The sequence below is a fragment of the Frankia gtarii genome, assembly GCF_025403375.1.
Classification (GTDB): Bacteria; Actinomycetota; Actinomycetes; order Frankiales; family Frankiaceae; genus Frankia; species Frankia gtarii.
Map to the genome: position 1 here is coordinate 1 of NZ_JAMPTM010000031.1, position 18,218 is coordinate 18,218.

The window sequence follows — 18,218 nt, forward strand, 5'->3', positions numbered from 1 at the left end:
GGGGCGGGTGGGGTGCGGGAGTTCCAGCGGGGCGCGGTGCGGCTGCACATTCTTCATCATGCGGCCGAACAGGAGATCCACGGTGCGTGGATGACCGAGGAGTTGGCCCGGCACGGCCATCGCATCAGCCCCGGCACGCTGTATCCGACGCTGCACCGACTGGAAGCCGACGGTCTGTTGGCTTCCGAGCAGCGGGTGATCGACGGGCGCACCCGGCGGATGTACCGGGCGACCGAGGCCGGGAAGCGCGCTTTGGCTGAAGATCGTAGAGCGTTGGCGGAGTTGGCCCGTGAGGTCCTCGGCCGCGACACTGAGACCTGACGGCGCCGGAGATCAGCGCCACGTCCGCTGGACAGGGTGACGCGGCTATGCCGCGCGTCGGGTGGGGCTATGCCCGCGTGTGGGCGCTGATGGTGCGGCGGATGCCGTAGGCGGCGGCGCCGACGACGAGCACCGCAGCCCCGGAGGCCACTGAGGACAGCGGCAGGGCGAAGGCCAGGGTCAGACAGCCGGCGAGCCCGACCGCGGGCACGACACGCGGTGGACGTCCTTCGTCCGCGGTGAGGGTCCAGGCACTCGCGTTGGCGACGGCGTAGTAGCCCAGCACGCCGAAGGAAGAGAAGCCGATCGCCCCACGCACGTCCGTGGTCGCCGTGAGGACGGCCACCACGGCGCCGATCACAAGCTCAGCGCGGTGCGGCACCGCGTACCGGGGGTGGACCGCGGCCAGGGCGTGGGGCAGGTGCCGGTCGCGGGCCATCGCCAGGGTGGTGCGCGAAACCCCGAGGATGAGCGCGAGCAGGGAACCCAGCGCGGCGACCGCGGCACCGACCCGGACGATCGGCGCCAGCCAGCCGACGCCTGCGGCGCGCACCGTGTCCGACAGCGGCGCGGTGGCGTCCGCCAGCCGCTGTGGACCCAGCACCATCAGGGCAGCGACCGCCACAGCGGCATAGACGGCCAGGGTGATACTGAGGGCGGTCGGGATGGCGCGGGGGATGGTGCGGGCCGGTTCACGGACCTCCTCACCGAGGGTGGCGATGCGCGCGTATCCCGCGAACGCGAAGAACAGCAGGCCAGCCGCCTGAAGCACCCCGCCGAACGTGGCGTCCGCGCCGATGTCCAACCGGGCGGCGTCCGACGTGGTCGAGGTGAAGGCGGCGACCAACACCGCGGCAAGCACGGCCAGGACGACCGCGACGATCACACGGGTGAGCCAGGCGGACTTCTGCACCCCGACATAGTTCACCGCGGTCAGCGCCACCACCGCCGCCACAGCCACCGCATGGGTCTGGCCGGGCCAGACATAGACGCCGACGGTGAGAGCCATCGCCGCACAGGAAGCGGTCTTACCGACGACGAAAGCCCATCCGGCCAGATAGCCCCAGAAGACACCGAGCCGCTCACGACCGTAGACGTACGTGCCGCCCGACGCCGGATAGCGAGCCGCCAACCGCGCGGACGACGTCGCGTTGCAGTAGGCGACCACAGCGGCGAAGGCCAGCCCGAGCAGCAACCCGGATCCGGCCGCATGCGCCGCCGGCCCCAAAGCGGCGAAGACCCCCGCGCCGATCATCGACCCCAGGCCGATCATCACCGCGTCGAACATCCCCAACCGCCGGTGCAACTCCTGTGGCATCGCCGTCGACGACACACTCACGGCCACTCCTCCACAGCACCCGGCCCACTTACGTACGCCGATATCGGCAGACGATATGTCATTCGGGTGGGAGCCGCCGTGCGACGGCACCTCGCACTCGGCTGTGGGGTGCCAGAAGTGCGACTGGGCCTGTGACCTGGGCTGATGCGGCGGCGCGGCTGTCGGCATGATGGTCAGCTATGTCCACGCGCCTGCTCTATCTGATCTTCGTTCGGGTCTGTGGCTGGCTGGTCCTCCTCGGCCGTTCGCCGGCGTCCAAGGACATCGAGTTGCTGGTGTTACGGCACGAGGTCGCGGTGTTGCGTCGCACCCAGCCCAAGCCCCGGTGGGACTGGGCAGACCGGGCGGTTCTCGCCGCACTCATCCGACTCCTGCCCACGACGCTGCGAGCCCACCGGCTGATCACCCCCGGCACCGTCCTCCGGTGGCACCGCCATCTGATCACACGGAAATGGACCTACCCGAAGCGGACCGGACGACCACCGATCAGCCCGGAGATCGCCGCGCTGATCGAACGGCTCGCGACCGAGAACACGACATGGGGCTACCAGCGGATCCAAGGCGAACTCCTCAAACTCGGCCACCAAGTCAGCGCCTCCACCATCCGCCGGATCCCGAAGACCCTCGGGCTGCCCCCAGCACCGAAACGCCAGACCGACACCACATGACGGCAGTTCCTACGCACCCAGGCATCGACCATGCTGGCCGTCGACTTCTTCCACGTGGACTGCGCCATGACGCTGCGGCGCCTGTACTGCTTCTTCGCCCTGAAGGTCGGCTCCCGCACCGTCCACATCCTCGGGGTCACCGCCCATCCCGACGGACCGTGGACCACCCAACAAGCCCGGAACCTCCTCATGGATCTCGGTGACCGGGCGGCCGACTTCCAGTTCCTGGTCCGTGACCGGGCCGGGCAGTTCACCGCGTCGTTCGACGCAGTCCTCGCCGACGCCGGCATCACCACCGTCAAGATCCCACCCCGGACTCCCCGGGCGAACGCCTACGCCGAACGGTTCGTCCGCACCGTCCGGGCCGAGGTCACCGACCGCATGATGATCTTCGGTGCGCGGCACCCGCGCACCGTCCTGACCGAGTACACGGCCCACTACAACGGACGACGACCCCACCGCAGCCGCGACCTTCAACCACCCCGGCCCGACCACCCCGTCGCCGACCTCACCCACGAACGAATCAAGCGCCGGCCCATCCTCCGCGGCCTGATCAACGAATACGAACGAACCGCCTAAAAGACCAGGTCAACACCAGTGGCCGAGTTCTGGCACCCAACAGGCGGATCAGGCCGGTGAGATGGTCGACGTCGGTGAGGACACGGTTGGCGATCTCACCGCGTTTCAGCAGGGACCAGACGGCTTCAATCTGCTTGTCACAGTGCAGGTAGAGGTGAACAGGCCCCTAAAGATCAAGCTTAGTGAGCGAAAGCCTCGGTACCGAGCACTCGGAGTAGGTCGAGGCGGCTGGCGTCCTGGCTGTCCGGCTCGGCGGAGTAGACGATGATTCGGAGAGCGCTGCCGGGGGTTTGCAGAACATCGCTGTCGAGCGTGAGGTGACCGACGTGAGGATGCTCGATGCGTTTGCGGGCGGTTCGATGTCGGACGGGGCGACCGGCGATCCACCTACTCGCGAAGTCGGTGCTGCGGGTGCGAAGTTCGTTTACCAGTTGCCGCACACCAGGGTCGTGAGGATATTCGATGGAGGCTACTCGAAGATCGGCTACCAGGGCATTGTGAAAGGCGTCACGTTCGGGCGGGGCCAACGCGATCCGAGACGGAGTGTCGGTGAACTCGTGCCAGATCAGGTTGCGGCTTCGGCCGAGCAAAGCGCCCGGGTCGCCGAGAAGCGCGGCCCACAGGCGGTTCCAGCGCAGCAGCCACCAGTCGACGGAGTAGACGGCGACTGGCCAGTCGTCGAGGCGCTGGAGTAGACGCTCGATTCCGGACGGCATTTCGGTGCTGACCGCGCCTTTCGGTATAGCGAGACCGGCGGCTTGGTGCAGCAAGGCGGCGTCGTCCTCGGCCAGGCGCAGCGCTCGGCACAGCGCCGCGACCACTTGCGGTGAGGGCCGAGCCGCCCTGCCCTGCTCCAGCTGCACCAGATAGTCCACCGAGAGACCGGCTAGCGCGGCGAGTTCCTCGCGGCGCAGTCCCGGCGAGCGCCGGTTCGTTTCGATCGCGCCGACGGACGCTGGACTGGTGCGGTCCCGCCATCCGCGCAGCAGCGACCCGAACTCACTCGACACGGAACCAGTATGGCGCTACGGCGGACCGGCTGACTGGTGCTGTCAGTCCCACCCACGAGCCGTACCTTCCTCGGGTGCGGTCGATCCCGACAGACTCACCGGCATGGACACGATCACCTTGATCACGGGGGCCAACAAGGGCCTCGGCTACGAAAGTGCCCGCCGACTGCGCGAGGCGGGACACACGGTGCTGCTCGCCGCACGCGATCCTGAACGCGGCCAGGCTGCCGCAGGAGAGCTGGCCGTCCCGTTCGTACATCTCGACGTCACCGACGAGGACAGCGTGGCGCTGGCCGCCTCCTGGGTCCGCGATCAATACGGACGACTCGACGTACTAGTGAACAACGCGGGCATCAACGGGCCGTCGATTCCGATCGACCAGGCCACCGCGGCCGACGTCGCGGGTGTCTTCAACACGAACCTGCTGGGCGTCGTGCGGGTGACAACTGCCTTTTTGCCGCTGCTGCGCGCCAGCGACAACCCGCGCATCGTCAACGTCTCCAGCGGAACGGGCTCTTTCGCGCTGACCGAGAAGAACAGCTGGTGGGATCCGGAGTATGTGCCCCCGATCTATGCGGCGACCAAGACCGCATTGACCAAACTGACGGTCTTCTACGCGCACGCGTTGCCCGATATGAGGGTCAATGCCGCCGATCCTGGCTGGACGGCGACCGACCTCAACAACTTCCGGGGCATCCAGACCGTGCAAGAGGGCACTGACGCCATCGTCGAATTGGCGACGCTTCCCGCGGACGGCCCGACCGGAGCCTACGTCAACCGACACGGCATCGTCCCCTGGTGACCACCAGCCCGTGCACCCGGCATGCGTCCACAGTGGACCAAGAGTTTCGTGACACGGTAAGGACGTAGTCGATGCCGCGCTTGTGGAGCAGGATGGCGGTCTTGAACTGGGTGTGGGCGGCGTCCGCGGTGGCGATGGCTCGTCCGCGGGTGTACTTGAGGTTCTTCACCAGGTTCTCGACCTGGATGATCTCGTTGGTGTCGTCGGGGACCTGGGTCTGGGCGACGACGACGCCTCCCTCGTGGATCATCGCGGCGAACAGCTTGACCTGCTTGTTCTCATCGGTCCAGGCATCGCGCAGAACCTTGCCGTCCAGCGCGATCACCATGTCTCCGCTGTGGTCGCGTGTCGCGCATTCGCGCAGCCAGGCGCCGACGCTGAGGTCCAGCAGATCCGCGTCGACAGTCGTGAGGATCTCCCGGAAGGTGGACTCGCTCGGCGCGGTGTAAGCCGCGCAGAAGTGGTCGTAGGGCGCACCGAGCTGGCCGAGCAAGCTTTGCGAAGGTCGGCTGCCCGTCTGCCGACCTGGCGGTAGTTCGCGGCGCCGGCGAGTGTCGCGACTACCGCGACGGCGAGCGCGAAACAGAGGTCATAGGTCTTCCCGCGGTCGGCGCGGAAGTCTTTTACCCGGCGCAGCATCTGGAGGATCCTGCTGGCGTTGTTCTCGCCGGCCTGGTCATGGCCGCGCGACAGATTGGCGCCGGTCTGGCATGATGGCACGCGGTGGCCCTCTGGGTCGGGTTTTGCTTGGTGGTACTTTCACCATCCCGACCCGAGGGCCACTTTCTTCACAACGGCAGGCCAGAGCCCGCGTAATTCAACGACCGGAGGCGTGCCGGCCGCGCGCCAGCGAATTCTCCAAGCCGGCCCGTGGAACGCCGGGCTGACGTGTGCCGCGAATCCCAGTCGCAGGGATGGCGGGACAGTGCTGATGCGCGTCTCCCTACCCCGGCGCATCCAGATGACACAACAAAGACGATTACAGGACGTAGCGGTTACCAGTAGCCACTGACCGCGGTGCGGCTGGCTACGTCAATATCATCCGCGGTAGATAACTTGAAGTAATCTATCAATCACAAAGAGTGTCCGAAGGGGGATTCGAACCATTACCCCACCGCCGGTGACCCTGTCCGGTGAGCTCGTTCTCGGAGGTGAGACGGGGTACCAGCCAGTGAACCGCCCCCCTCGACGTCTGCGGGAGGCGGAGGGCCGAGCTGGTCGCGCTTCGTGCGGTTACCGTGCTGATCGCTGCCGTCGTCGCGTTGAGCTTCCTATTCGGTCTGGGCAACGTCTGGGCGCTGGGCATCCGGCTCTGCGGCTGCGAGCAGACTGAACGGGTCGGCCGGCTCGGACCGGCCGTCAGTCTCCGTCTGATGGGTTGTTGGCGGTAGGTCGCCTGCTGGCTCCCAGGTATGGCTATGTCGACGACAGCGGGCACCATCTGTCGCTGTCGATGGGCACCACCTGCCGCAGCGGCAAGGCCGTGTCGACGAGGTTGGACACCACGGGTCCGAGCTGCGGCAGATTGACTCTCTGCCGTCTCCCTGCTGCTGCTTTTGCCTGTCGCACAGGCACTTCCGAGACCGACACGTCGCAGCGATCTGGACCCGGAGAGCAAGCCGCTCAGCGCATGGTGCTCGAACTCACCGGCATTCGGTCTCCACTCACAAGATCGAATGGTGCTCGCTTCCGTGTACATCTGGTGCCCGATCCCACGTCCGTAGCCACAGGTAGGTCAAGGAGCCCCCTCGGGCCCCGACCGTCGCTGGAAAGAACCCGACGCGGACCTCGACTCCCTTGCGAGGAGCGTCGATCATGATCGCCCGCTCGCCGTCAGTGCCGAGGTAGAGGCCGAGCATCCCCGAAGTATCTGACCCCACGGGGTGGGTGCGGCGGTCAACGCGCATCGACTTGAGCCAGGTCACCGGCGCCGAGGCGAAGGTGGCATCCTTCGGCAGCCCGGCCCGCGCTCACCGCGCCCGACGCAGGTGTCGCAGCTACGCGCCGCCGTGGAGATCATGATCGCTGTCGGGAGTGCTGGCTCCTCCGTGGAGCTGGGCCTCGTTCGTCAGGCGTTTCGCTTCCGCCTCATCGCCGAGCGCCACCAGCACGTGTTCCAGGTTCTCGATCGTGAGATGTGTACCTGGATCGTCCCGGGAACTCTGCCGGTAGCGCGTCAGCGTGTCGTCGACTAGCTCGCGGGCGGCGGGCGCGTCTCCGAGCGCGAGCAGGTCTCGAGCCAGTGCACTGGAGGTACGCAGGCTCCATGGATGATCCGGACCCAGTGTGCGCCGCTGGCTCGCCAGCGTCCGCTCGTGTATCCGGCGGGCTTCATCGTGCTCGCCCAGCGCCGCCAACGCACTGCCGAGTGTGGCCGCCGAGAAGAGGGTGTAAGGATGGTCGGGCCCGAGGGCCTGCTGCTTCCTTGCCAACGTGTCCGCCGAAAGCTCCCGCGCTGCTTGCGGCTGGCCAAGCAGGAGCAGGCAGGTCGCCAGGTTGTTGGCCGACTGCAGAGTGTCGAGATGGTTTGCACCGAGTACGCGGCTTCTTGCTTCGAAGGTCCGTTCGTTAAGTCTTCGCGCGGCCCCTGTCTCGCCCAGCGAGACCAGCTGGCCGGCCAGATTGTTGGCTGAATCGAGTGTTTCTGGATTTTCGTCGCCAAAAACCTGTCGGCAGCGTTCGAGTGTTGTCGCGTTAAGTGTTCGCGCCGCTTCAAGAAAGCCTAGCCCGTGCAGGTCATGTGCCAATCTGTTCGCGAAGCACAGCGTCAAGGCGTGGTCGGGCCCGAACAAGGCCGTGCAGCGCTGGTAAATATTTTCGTCAAAGGACCTCGCAGCACGGTAGTCGCCACGGGCCGCCAGGTAGTGGCTGACATGGAGTAGGAGCTCATAAGCCGCGTCGTCGAGGTCCTCGCTCCTGTCTTCTGGATGCAGTGCTGGCGACGCGACAAGATGGGGCAGCAGGCGTCCCCAGCTCGCCCAGTTGGAGGAGTCGCGGGGATCACCGAGGGCTGCCATGGGCAGCAGCTCCCGTACGGTGGAGCCCGGCGCCTGCTGCCCGCTGATGGCACCGTGGCGGTTCCCCACGACCGCTTCATGCAGCAGGTCACGGACCACGCGGGCCGTGACGGTGCGTTCATAGGTTGTCTGGTGGGCGCGGATGACTGCTGCCACGAGGCGATGGACTCGGATTCCTGTGCCATCCCGGGTGGCCATTGAATATCGGAAGACCGCGCCGAGGACGTCGTCGAGGCCCATCCCGTCGTCCGCCACGGCACGCTCGCGGAGCGGTTTCGGCAGCAGGCTCGGCGCGCAGGTCAACAGGCTGATCGGCACCGGCTCCGGCGCCAGGTACGCGAGCAGCTGCATGAGCGTGGTCGCGGCCGGCTCGGTCCGGCTGAGGCGGTCGAGGGCCAGCGTCCAGGTGGTGTCGATATTCCCGCGATACACGAGGTCCTCGCCGCGGTTCAGCATGGCCGTGCGTCGTGCCTGGAACCGGGCCAGGAACGTGGTCGCGGTGATGCCCGTCTGTTCGATATAGGCGGCCGCCTGCTCGAGCGCGAGTGGGAGGTCGCCCAGTTCCTCGGCCAGATGGTCCGCCGTCCCGGTCGGCAGGCCGCGGATTCGGCGGGTCAGTAGCAGCACGGCTTCGTCACGAGGGAGCACATCGATGGCGAGCCGGCTGGCGACCCCACCCCACACCGGGTTTCGAGACGTGATGATCACATGGCCGCCTGATGGTAGCCACCTGCGGATCTCACCGGCGTCGCCGACGTTGTCGAAGATCAGCAGCCAGTCACGGCGACGACTCAACGCGCCGGTCGCCAGCTCGGCATCCCTTTCCGCGTTGCCGGTCGTCGGAAGGTCAAGACGCTGTGCGAGCGCTGCCAGCTGTTCCCCGATCATGATGATTCGCTCAGCATCGACCCACCAGACGATGGTGTAGTCGTCGGCGTGGCGATGGGCGTACTCAATGACGAGCTGCGTTTTCCCCACGCCGCCAAGCCCGTGCAGTGCCGTCACGCCACCGATGCCGGTGACCGCCACGCGGTCGGCCGCCGAGAGAAGATCCTCAATTTTGCTGAGCGGGTCCCGTCGGCCCGTGAAGGTGAGTAGGCGGATCGGTACGTTCCAGACTTCCGAGACCGCTCCGGGATAGCTTGGTGCCGCTCGGGAATACGGGCGCGAGGCCGCACCGGGGAAGACGGGAGCGGTTGCCGGCTTGCCGCGCTCGCCCCGTGCCGCGGCCAGCAGGCGCCGTTTCGCCACGTCGGCCGGGACGCCGAACAGGTCCACGGTGACCAGCTGGCCGAGGAACCCCGGTCTCTCGCTGACGTCCACCCGTGCCACGATCAGCGCCCGGTCGCGCCCGTCGGGGTCATTGAGCCAGGCAGCCTGCCACTGTGCAGCCGCGTGGATCGAGTCGAGATAGGCCGTCGAGAGAACCACGACCGTTCGCTTGGCACCCCTGATGGCCCGCTGCACTTCCTGTAGGAGATGCGATCCAGCCGCGAAGTCCCACAGCTGGAGAACAGTCCGGTAACCGGCCTCCTCGAGCTGCCATGCAATCCATTCCGCCCAGTGCTGGTCCGACTCGGTATACGAGACGAAGAAGTCGGGCCGTGCCGTGCGGTCATCGGCTGATCGCGGCAGTTGCCCGCCCCTGTTCAGATCAGCTGGCATCTCACAGCCGTCTGGACCGCCGTGGCCCAATCGCGACGGGGTCCGGCTGGGGCGGGCCGGCGGCCGCGTTCGGCGGCTGGTCGGGACGCCTGGGCCCAACTGTCGACTGTGAAGACTCGGCCGCCGCGCCCCGAATCGATGATCATATTGCTCCCCTTGACGGCCTGTCTAGTAACGCCGCAGGTCAGGCACCTCGCCAACAGCCAGATGAGTATGAGTCGTGCGGGCACACTCGGTAACCATGTGTAACTGGAGCATGGCCGTTGTCACCCTGTAGCATCATATAAGGGTGAGAAGCTGCCCCGCGGTCGAACCCCGGTTTGCCGGGCGAGCTGGAAGTGTGGTCACGGGAAACCGAGATGCAGGGCAGAAAGCCACTTGAAAATTGGATTCGCCGACTACGATCTGCTGGCTGCGACCCAATTCTCCATGGCACCCCGGTACGCACCCTCTCACCACCGTACCTTGAATGCCGCAAGCCGACCTGTCTGGCGATCGACGCGTCCACCGGGGTACGCGAGGACCGGGAGCCCGGGGTCTACGGGACGAGAAGTCTGGACGCTGCCATCTGGTGGGCCACCGTACGGACGGAGGGCACGGTCAATGCCGGTACGAGACGCGACTACGACGGCGATGGGCACCCCTTCTTCACGTACATGATGGATCCAGAATATCGACGCCTTGTCGTGCGGGAGGAGAAAATTGGACAGGTTCTCCTGCTTCCGCCCGCTACGTTCGGGCCGCTCATATACAACGAGCTGGAGTACATTAGTCTGGCGCCGGTGGCTCCGTTGCCGCTGCCCCGCTTCCCGGTGACATACCGAGACTTGAGCTTCGACATATCGGCCCTGTCGCCCGTCAGGATTCTGCATCGCTGACGCTGCCGTCGCGGGGTGGTACACGCTGGCGAGCGCGCGCAGGTCGGAGCGGCGGGTCTGTTGCATTGCGGGAAGGCAGGCATGGATCGCCCTGTCGGGCGGGTGATCAGATTGCGAGGGTGAGCTCGGCGAACGCGGCCGTCAACCGTGCGTGCGGGTCGGTGTCGATCCCGAGTTCGTCGTGGCCGCGGCGGATGTTCTGAACGAACGCATGCCCGGAGCTGATGGTCTGGACGGACCGTAGTCGTTGCAGTCCGCGCATCGGCCGCAGGCGTGCCATCAACCGGCCGTGGTCGGTTTCGATCCGGTTGTTCTTCTTGGCGGCGTCGACGTGGCAGGCCTCGGGCAGGAGGTCGTCGAGGATCCTCGGGTAGACGGGTGCCTTGTCGGTGGTGACCTCTACCGGCCGCGGGCCGTGGGAAAGTGCCCGGGTGAAGAACTGGTGGGCGGCGGTCTGGTCGCGGCGGGCGTTGGCGAGGACGTCGATGACCTGGCCGCGCTGGTCAACGGCCCGGTAGAGGGAGGTCCACCGGCCGGTGACCTTCACCTACGTCTCATCCACGAACCACCTGTCCCCGGGTCGGTGCCGGCACGGCCGGGCCGCGTCGGCGAGCAGGGGCGTGAAGCGCTGCATCCACCGGTAGACCGTGACGTGATCAACCTCGATGCCCCGCTCGGCGAGCAGCTCCTCGACATCCCGGTACGACAGGGCGAACCGCGGGTACCACCGCACCGCCAGGACGATCACCTCGGGCGGGAACCGGAACCCGGCGAACTCTGATGTCGGAGCCGGTGGACGGACACGACGTCGACGCATGATCCGATCATGGCTGATCGGCAGCCGCGTGATGGCGGACTTCACCGATGCAACAGTGCCCACGGGAGCAACAGGCGGGGACTGTTCGAGCCGGTGCCTGAGGGGGGTGACTGGCGCGGCAACGCCATGATCGGTGGTCCGTGGGAGGATGATGCGACCTTGGCGGCTGGGTTCCTGGAAGCCGCCGACATCCTCGTCGAGCATTGGTGCGCCCGTCCGACGGACACCCTCGTCGTGCCGATCTTCCTCAACTACCGGCACGGCATCGAGCTGGCCTTGAAGGACGCCATCCGATCCGGAGCCAAGTGTCTACGGCGTGACCAGCACAACGATCCGGCGATCCAGCGGCATGTCCTCGAGCAGCGGCTCATGCGCACCCATTCGATTGGCGAACTCGCGTCAACGCTGAACGGCTATCTTGGCTGCCTTCGGCTTGGCGACGACTCGCGGCTCGACCCGGATACGCAGGAGGCGCTCGATAGCCTGCACGCGCTGGACGCCAACGGGCAGGCCTTCCGGTACAGCACCGTCAAGACCGGAAGCGGCAAGAACACCAAGATCGTACCGGCAAGGCCGGATCTGCAACATGTCAACCTGCCGGCCACGGCCCAAGCGCTCCACGATGCGGGCACGCTCGTGCTCCAGGGCGTATCCACTCAGCTTTACGTATATGAGGAGTACCAGCAGGAGATGGCCGAGCAGGCCGAGGTCTGGTGACAGCTCCGCCACGGGCCGCCAGGCCTTCCGTGATCTAGATGGTGTCGTCGGTGGGGATAGGGCGGGCGACTGAAGAAGACGCCCTGGCGGCGTTCCCAGCCCTGCAGGCGCTGCCGATCCCCTACATCGAGCCGATCGACATCTCCAAGGCGGTCCTGTTCCTCGCCTCCGACGACTCCCGCTACGTCACGGGCATCCAGCTGCGGGTCGACGCCGGCGCCTACCTCAAGATCCCGGACCCGTTCCGGATCTGACCCAAGGCGTCCCCGCCGAAGCGACCGCAGTCACGCACCAAGCTGGAATGAGCTCAGATGAAGGTGACGATCATCAACGAGTTCTGCCAAGGTCACGCTCAGTGCCATGCGAAAGCCCCCGAGGTGTACGAGCTCGACGACGAGGGCTTTATCGGCGCCGAGGGATGGCTCAACGTGCCCGCGGGCCTAGAGGACGCGGCCCGGCTGGGTGCCGCCGCCTGCCCAGAGCGCGTGCTCACGCCGGCCGAGTAGCCAACGCCGCGCACCGGGCCGAGACTGGGATCCCGGGTCGCCGGCCGATCGGCTCATCCCCGGACGACAGGTCAACGAGCTGAAGAGCATCGACGCGATGGCGCTCGACGCGGACGGCCGGATTGCCTATGCCCAGGCTGCGGCGCTGATCTCCACCGGCGCGCGGGCGCGGGAGCTGGACCAGATGCCCGCGATCGTCGACGCAGCCAGTGCGATGCAGCGGCACTTCCGGTAGGACTCCGTCCCGCGCCAGAGGTCTGCGTCGAACACGAGCACTGGGCCCACCTCGACCCGGCTGGGCCGGACTTCGGTCGCCGCCGGCCTGCTGGTCATCCGACCCGGAGCGTTGATCGTGTCCCGCGCAGGCAGGTTCCCTACGTCCGGGGCCGCGCCGAACCACGTTCCCAGTCCTCGTATGGATCGCGGGCGACCACCGATCGAACACCTGCCCGACCGGGCTAACTCGCTACTGTGGCCCCCTCACCAGGGGGAAATATGAAACACACACCGCCGCTATTGGTATGCTCGCGATCGGACTCGCCGTCGTAGGTTGCGGAGGCAGTGATCCCGAACCAGCAGCTAGCCCCACATCCGGCTCGGCGCGCATCACCGCGGCAGTCACACCGCAGGCCACCACGCTGGCCGTTCGCCGCGCCCTCATGCGCATCAGGGTCGCTCGTCGCGAGCGAGGCAACGGCGTCGGCGTGCGAAACCACCACGCTCCCGCTTCCGCTAGGAGACGCAATGACGACCGAGAACCCGACAGCCCGATCCGTGGCCGCGCCTCCGGCAAACGTGGACGCCTGGACGGGACGGTGGCAGTGGAACGCAGCGACAGCGAGGTTCGACAATCCGGTCCACCAGAACGCCTGGGCAGCCCAGCTCAAAGTGGTCACGGTTGACGGTGACAGGCTGAATTTCCGGATCGCGCAGACGTTCGGCAACGGGAAGAAGCGCAGCTTCACCTTCGACGGGGCGTTTGACGGCAGGCCTCGACCGATGATCTGGGACGACGACGGCAGTCCCGCGTTGTACATCGCCTTCTCTCTGCTCCGCGACGACCTCGTCTCCGATGCGTTCTACGAACCGAACGGGCTCTATCACGGCTCCGAACACTTCGTGCTGAGCGGCGACAACATGCAGCTGTACGGCCGTTCCAACACTGGTGGGATCGTCTACGACTACTTCGAGGAATGGGATCGCATCGGCTGACGACCCGGTCGACGTGCGGCCTCCCACCCTTGTTGATGTTGAGTTGTGCCGCTTGGTCTGGGTGTGGCCGTGGCGGAGTGCCCCTGCTGTCGCGCGGGTGAGCGCCCGGTCCACGTCCGGGGCGGTGTTTCTTTCTGGTCGCTGGGGTGGGAGGTCTGTGGCCGCGGGCTTGTGGGGCTCCAGAATCCCGATTTGGGCGGTGACCTGCGTGTTTGCCTGCCGGATGGGGTCTGCGTCGGGCAGGCTGGATGGTCATGGTGTGGTCGCTGCTCTACACCCTGACACGCAACACCCTCGGGCTGATGCTGCTGCGCGTGCGCGGGGACACCGCGAAGGACGTGGAGCTCCTCGTTCTGCGACACCAGGTGGCGGTGCTGCGACGGCAGGTCCACCGCCCGGCGCTGGAACCGGCGGATCGGCTGATCCTCCCAGCGCTGTCCCGGCTGCTCCCCCGGTCCAGCTGGGGCTCGTTCTTCGTCACCCCCACCACCGTGTTGCGCTGGCACCGCGAGCTCCTCGCACGACAATGGACCCACGCACGACGTCCGGACGGCCACCAATCCACCGGGAGATCCGCGAACTGGTCCTACGCCTCGCAAAGGAGAATCCGACCTGGGGCCACCGCAGGATCCAAGGAGAACTGATCGGGCCGGACTACCCGGTCGGAGTCGCCACCGTCTGGCGGATCCTGCACCGCGCCGGCGTCGACCCCGCACCCCGACGGGCCAACGCCACCTGGCGCACGTTCCTGTCCGCCCAAGCCTCCGGCCTGCTGGCCTGCGACTTCTTCACGGTGAACACCGTGTTCCTCCAACGGATCTACGTGTTCTTCGTCGTCGAACACGCCACCCGCCACGTCCATGTTCTCAGGGTCACAAAACATCCGACCGCGGCGTGGGTCACCCAGCAGACACGGAACCTGCTGATGGACCTCGACGAACGTGGCCACCGGTTCCGGTTCCTCATCCGTGACCGCGACGCGAAGTTCACGGCTTCCTTCGACGCTGCCTTCACCGGAGCCGGCATCGACGTGGTACGCACACCACCGCAAGCCCCGCAGGCGAACGCGATCGCGGAACGCTGGGTCGGCACCACCCGCCGCGAATGCACCGACAGGCTGCTGATCGTCTCCGAACGGCACCTGACGTCAGTTCTCGACAGCTACGCCCAGCATTTCAACACCCACCGACCTCACCGCTCCCTCGGCCAGCGCCCACCCGACTCACCGCCTGCAGCCGCCCCGACCTCGGGTTCCACCGTCCGTCGCACACGCATCCTCGGCGCGCTGATCAACGAGTACCGTAACGCCGCCTGACACCTCCCGCGGAAGATCGCATCAACCGCAACAGACCAGATCACAGGCCGAATCGGGATTCTGGAGCCCCACAGGGTCAAGGCACACCCGCCGGACCCGACCGCCGCACCCGTCCGCGACGCCGGGAGCAAAGCCTGCATGCGGAGCGAAGGGACCTGTAGTCTCACCGGTGGTGAGCCGGGAAGTCTGGTCGGCAGTGGGCGCAAGCGTCTCTTCTGCCAACCGGGGGTCGCTGCTGTGGTACTCGTCGCCGTCTTCGGCGTAGCTCTCCTGATCGCTGTGCTGCTGTCGGGCCTCGCGGCCCGCTCGGTGCTGTCTACCTCCTTGTTGTTCCTGCTTGGCGGTGCCCTCGTCGGCGACGGCGTCCTGGGACTGATCCACATCTCGCCGGACAGTGGGATCGTCGCAACCACCGCCGATCTGGCCCTGTTCGTGGTGCTGTTCACCGACGGCATGCACGTCTCGTTTCCCTCCCTGCGCCAGGCATGGCGGAACCCGGCCCGGGCGTTGAGCATCGGGTTACCCTTGGCGTTCGTGGGCATGGCCCTGGTCACCCATCTGCTGCTCGGCCTGGACTGGACGACGTCACTCCTGGTCGGGGCGGTGCTCGCCCCGACGGACCCGGTGTTCGCCTCGGCGATCGTTGGTCGGGTGGAGGTTCCGGCCCGGCTCCGCCAGCTACTGAACGTGGAGAGCGGGCTCAACGACGGTCTGGCGTTGCCGGTCGTCCTGGTGCTGATCGCCGCTGCCGGACCGACGTCTGGCGATGCCGAGTCCTCGCTGTCGACGATCGCCCTGGAACTGCTCGCTGGCATGGCCTTGGGCGTGGCTCTGCCAGTGGCGGTCAGCTGGCTGGCCCGGCTGCCGATGTTGGGGGCGGAGGCCAAGCTGCAACCGCTGCTGCCGCTGGCGACCGGCGTGATTCTCTACGGCGTCTGCCATCTGACGCACGCCAACCCCTACCTGGCCGCCTTCTCCGCCGGTGCCGTCCTCGCCTCGATCTCACCGAACGCCGCGACCGCCTTCGGGCCGCTAGGGGGGTCACTGGCCGAGCTGAGCAAGTTCGCCGCACTGCTCGTCTTCGGTGCGCTGCTGACGCCGCACCTGTTCGGCGCGCTTTCCTTCGGCGGCTACGTCGCGGTGTTCCTGGCCATCGTGCTGATCCGACCGGCGTCGCTGCTGATCTCCCTGATCGGCACGTCCATCGACCGGCGGGAGCGGCTGACCGCCGCCTGGTTCGGCCCGAAAGGATTCGCCTCCGTCGTGTACGGGCTGACGGTGCTGCAGGCCGGTATCCCGCGCGGGGATGAGGCGTTCACGCTGATCGCGGTGTGCATCGCCTTCTCGATCATCGCGCACAGCAGCACCGATGTCCCCATCGCCCGGATGTTCGACGTCGAGGACCTGGTGGGCATCCCAGACGAGCCCGAGCCGGCCCAGGCCGACGGCGGCGCTGCCGACGGAGGCGGCTCCGATGCGGGCCGGGCGCAGCGTCCGGGCGGCGGCGATGAAGGATGTTGATGATGCGCGCACGTGATCTGGCGAGGGACTACCCCTCGGTGACACTGTCCAGCGATGCCCTCGCTGCCGCTCAGACGCTGGCCCGTGGGCGACTGCCGGTGTTACTCGTCACCGAGGACGACGGGCGGCCGCACTCGGTGCTCCCGGCCGCGGGTCTGATCTCCGCGCTGGTGCCGTCGTATGTCGTCGAGGATCCGGCCCTGTCCGCGGTCATCGACGAGCGGCACGCCGACGTCCTCGGCCGGGCGCTCGCCGGACGCCCGGTCCGGGACTGCCTGCCGGCGGGACGCCCGACGCTGCCGGTAGCCGACGCCGACGACACCGTGGTGGAGGTGGCCGCGCTGATGGCCCGCTGGCACAGCCCGCTGGTGGCAGTGGTGGAACGCCACGGGCGGGTCACCCGCACCCTCGGGGTGATCACAGCGACAGATCTGCTTGACCGTCTTCTCGAGCCGCGATGAGGGACTGGCACAGCTGGGCCGCCGTCGCGATCTTCGTACTCGCCTACGTGGCGATCATCAGCGATCGGGTTCCCCGGACGACCGCGGCCCTCGGCGGGGCGGCCGGAATGCTCGCAGTCGCGGCGACCGACGATCGGGCCGCGTTCTACGACGAGCACACCGGCGTCGACTGGAACGTCCTCTTCCTGCTCCTAGGCATGATGGCGATCGTCGGTGTGCTACGCCAGACCGGGATCTTCGAGTACCTGGCCATCTGGTCGGTCAAACAGGCCCGGGGCCGGCCCTTCCGGGTGATGGCCATGCTGGTGGTCATCACCGCGCTCGCGTCGGCGCTGCTGGACAACGTCACCACCGTGCTGCTGGTCGCACCGGTCACCCTGCTGGTGTGCGAACGTCTCGCGCTGCCCGCCGCCCCGTTCCTCATCGCCGAGATCTTCGCGGCCAACATCGGCGGCACAGCCACACTGGTGGGAGACCCGCCGAACATCATCATCGCCAGCCGGGCCGGCCTGACGTTCAACGACTTCCTCGTGAACCTGCTGCCGATCGCCACGCTGCTCACCGTGGTGCTGCTGGTCACATGCCGGATCATGTTCCGGGCCGCGCTGGTGGGCGACGAGGCACGGGTGGCCGAGGTCATGGCGCTGGAGGAACGCGAGGCAATCCGCGACCGCACACTGCTGCTCCAGGGGCTGGCCGTCCTCGCCCTGGTGGTCGCCGGCTTCGTCCTGCAACCCGTGCTGCACTATGCACCGAGCGTCGTGGCGCTCCTCGGCGCAGGCCTCCTCATCGCGATCTCCAAGGCCGATACCGAGCAAGTCCTGCGGGAGGTGGAATGGCCGACCCTGGCGTTCTTCGCCGGCCTGTTCATCATGGTGGGCGCGCTGGTCGAGACCGGGGTCATCGACGAGCTGTCCAGCGCCCTGGCCGACGCCACCGGTGGCAACGAGCTCGGGGCCACCATGGCGATCCTCATCGGTTCGGCCGTCCTCTCCGGGATCGTGGACAACATTCCCTACGTCGCCACGATGGCGCCGATCACCGCCGGTCTCGTCACGGACATGGGAGGCGAGGGCGACGGTACTCACGTCCTGTGGTGGGCGCTGGCCCTCGGCGCCGACCTCGGCGGCAACGCCACCGCGATCGGAGCCTCGGCCAACGTGGTGGTCCTCGGCATCGCGCAACGCAACCAGCAGCCCATCTCCTTCTGGCACTTCACCCGCTATGGCCTGATCATCACCGCCGTCACCGTCGCCATCTCCGCCGCCTACCTCTGGCTGCGCTACCTCGCCTTCACCTGATCGGCCCGGCCAGGCCAGGTCGACGGGTGAGCCTCATCGCCTCACCGACATTCCCGCTCGAGACGGCGGATTTCCGGGAGTCTCCACCG

14 protein-coding genes and 4 pseudogenes are annotated in these 18,218 nt (G+C 67.2%); 12 read left to right on the forward strand and 6 right to left on the reverse strand.

Translation table 11 applies throughout. From position 1 onward, the window contains the following. Positions 1–321: Rv3488 family transcriptional regulator (locus tag NBZ83_RS07475; RefSeq protein WP_261574608.1), on the forward strand; the 321-nt coding region annotated here is incomplete at its 5' end. A 67-nt stretch (positions 322–388) separates the two neighbouring features. Here the strand turns inward: NBZ83_RS07475 and NBZ83_RS07480 are convergent. After that, a complete protein-coding gene (locus NBZ83_RS07480) occupies positions 389–1,609 on the reverse strand; it encodes an APC family permease (protein ID WP_368861813.1) in 1,221 nt (406 codons plus the stop codon). A 230-nt stretch (positions 1,610–1,839) separates the two neighbouring features. On the opposite strand from NBZ83_RS07480, the pseudogene NBZ83_RS07485 reads away from it, so the two are divergent. Continuing rightward, a pseudogene (locus NBZ83_RS07485) lies at positions 1,840–2,907 on the forward strand (integrase core domain-containing protein). 179 nt (positions 2,908–3,086) lie between these two features. Here NBZ83_RS07485 and NBZ83_RS07490 read toward each other — a convergent pair. Then, a complete protein-coding gene (locus NBZ83_RS07490; protein ID WP_261574609.1) occupies positions 3,087–3,917 on the reverse strand; it encodes a helix-turn-helix transcriptional regulator in 831 nt (276 codons plus the stop codon). A 103-nt stretch (positions 3,918–4,020) separates the two neighbouring features. On the opposite strand from NBZ83_RS07490, the gene NBZ83_RS07495 reads away from it, so the two are divergent. Continuing rightward, positions 4,021–4,719: an SDR family NAD(P)-dependent oxidoreductase gene (locus NBZ83_RS07495; RefSeq protein ID WP_261574610.1), complete on the forward strand. Its 699-nt coding sequence runs from the start codon at positions 4,021–4,023 to the stop codon at positions 4,717–4,719. Here NBZ83_RS07495 and NBZ83_RS07500 read toward each other — a convergent pair. The 4 genes and pseudogenes from NBZ83_RS07500 to NBZ83_RS07510 form a co-directional block, all read right to left on the reverse strand. Beyond that, on the reverse strand, positions 4,691–5,212 hold the full coding sequence (locus NBZ83_RS07500; protein ID WP_261574611.1) for an ISAs1 family transposase: 522 nt from the start codon (positions 5,210–5,212) through the stop codon (positions 4,691–4,693). The genes NBZ83_RS07495 and NBZ83_RS07500 overlap by 29 nt on opposite strands. A gap of 56 nt (positions 5,213–5,268) precedes the next feature. Then, a pseudogene (locus tag NBZ83_RS34495) lies at positions 5,269–5,358 on the reverse strand (hypothetical protein); the annotation flags it as partial. 1,358 nt (positions 5,359–6,716) lie between these two features. Further along, positions 6,717–9,401 (reverse strand): FxSxx-COOH system tetratricopeptide repeat protein, encoded by a 2,685-nt coding sequence (fxsT, locus tag NBZ83_RS07505; RefSeq protein WP_261574612.1) that lies wholly within the window; start codon positions 9,399–9,401, stop codon positions 6,717–6,719. Between the two features lie 984 nt (positions 9,402–10,385). Next, positions 10,386–11,096: pseudogene (locus tag NBZ83_RS07510) on the reverse strand (IS6 family transposase). Positions 11,097–11,105: 9 nt separating this feature from the next. Here NBZ83_RS07510 and NBZ83_RS07515 point away from each other — a divergent pair. The 9 genes and pseudogenes from NBZ83_RS07515 to NBZ83_RS07555 all read left to right on the forward strand — a co-directional run bounded on the left by NBZ83_RS07515 (position 11,106) and on the right by NBZ83_RS07555 (position 18,129). Further along, the gene (locus tag NBZ83_RS07515; protein ID WP_261574613.1) at positions 11,106–11,813 is read left to right on the forward strand and encodes a hypothetical protein; all 708 of its coding nucleotides are present in this window, start codon (positions 11,106–11,108) and stop codon (positions 11,811–11,813) included. A 50-nt stretch (positions 11,814–11,863) separates the two neighbouring features. Beyond that, positions 11,864–12,067 carry an SDR family oxidoreductase gene (locus NBZ83_RS07520; RefSeq protein ID WP_498041042.1) on the forward strand — a complete coding sequence of 68 codons (204 nt, stop codon included), beginning with the start codon at positions 11,864–11,866 and terminating at the stop codon, positions 12,065–12,067. Positions 12,068–12,124: 57 nt separating this feature from the next. Continuing rightward, positions 12,125–12,319, forward strand: coding sequence for a ferredoxin (locus NBZ83_RS07525; RefSeq protein WP_261574614.1), 195 nt, complete (start codon positions 12,125–12,127; stop codon positions 12,317–12,319). Positions 12,320–12,416: 97 nt separating this feature from the next. Next, positions 12,417–12,554 (forward strand): hypothetical protein, encoded by a 138-nt coding sequence (locus NBZ83_RS07530; RefSeq protein ID WP_261568729.1) that lies wholly within the window; start codon positions 12,417–12,419, stop codon positions 12,552–12,554. 509 nt (positions 12,555–13,063) lie between these two features. After that, positions 13,064–13,531 (forward strand): hypothetical protein, encoded by a 468-nt coding sequence (locus tag NBZ83_RS07535; RefSeq protein WP_261560337.1) that lies wholly within the window; start codon positions 13,064–13,066, stop codon positions 13,529–13,531. Positions 13,532–13,785: 254 nt separating this feature from the next. Further along, positions 13,786–14,846, forward strand: a pseudogene (locus NBZ83_RS07540) (integrase core domain-containing protein). Between the two features lie 138 nt (positions 14,847–14,984). Beyond that, the gene (locus NBZ83_RS07545; RefSeq protein ID WP_261574615.1) at positions 14,985–16,367 is read left to right on the forward strand and encodes a cation:proton antiporter; all 1,383 of its coding nucleotides are present in this window, start codon (positions 14,985–14,987) and stop codon (positions 16,365–16,367) included. Between the two features lie 2 nt (positions 16,368–16,369). Next, complete coding sequence (locus tag NBZ83_RS07550) at positions 16,370–16,828, forward strand: CBS domain-containing protein (protein ID WP_261574616.1); 459 nt, start codon at positions 16,370–16,372, stop codon at positions 16,826–16,828. Then, positions 16,825–18,129 (forward strand): ArsB/NhaD family transporter, encoded by a 1,305-nt coding sequence (locus tag NBZ83_RS07555; protein WP_261574617.1) that lies wholly within the window; start codon positions 16,825–16,827, stop codon positions 18,127–18,129. Before NBZ83_RS07550 ends, NBZ83_RS07555 begins: the two co-directional genes overlap by 4 nt. Positions 18,130–18,218 lie beyond the last annotated feature (89 nt).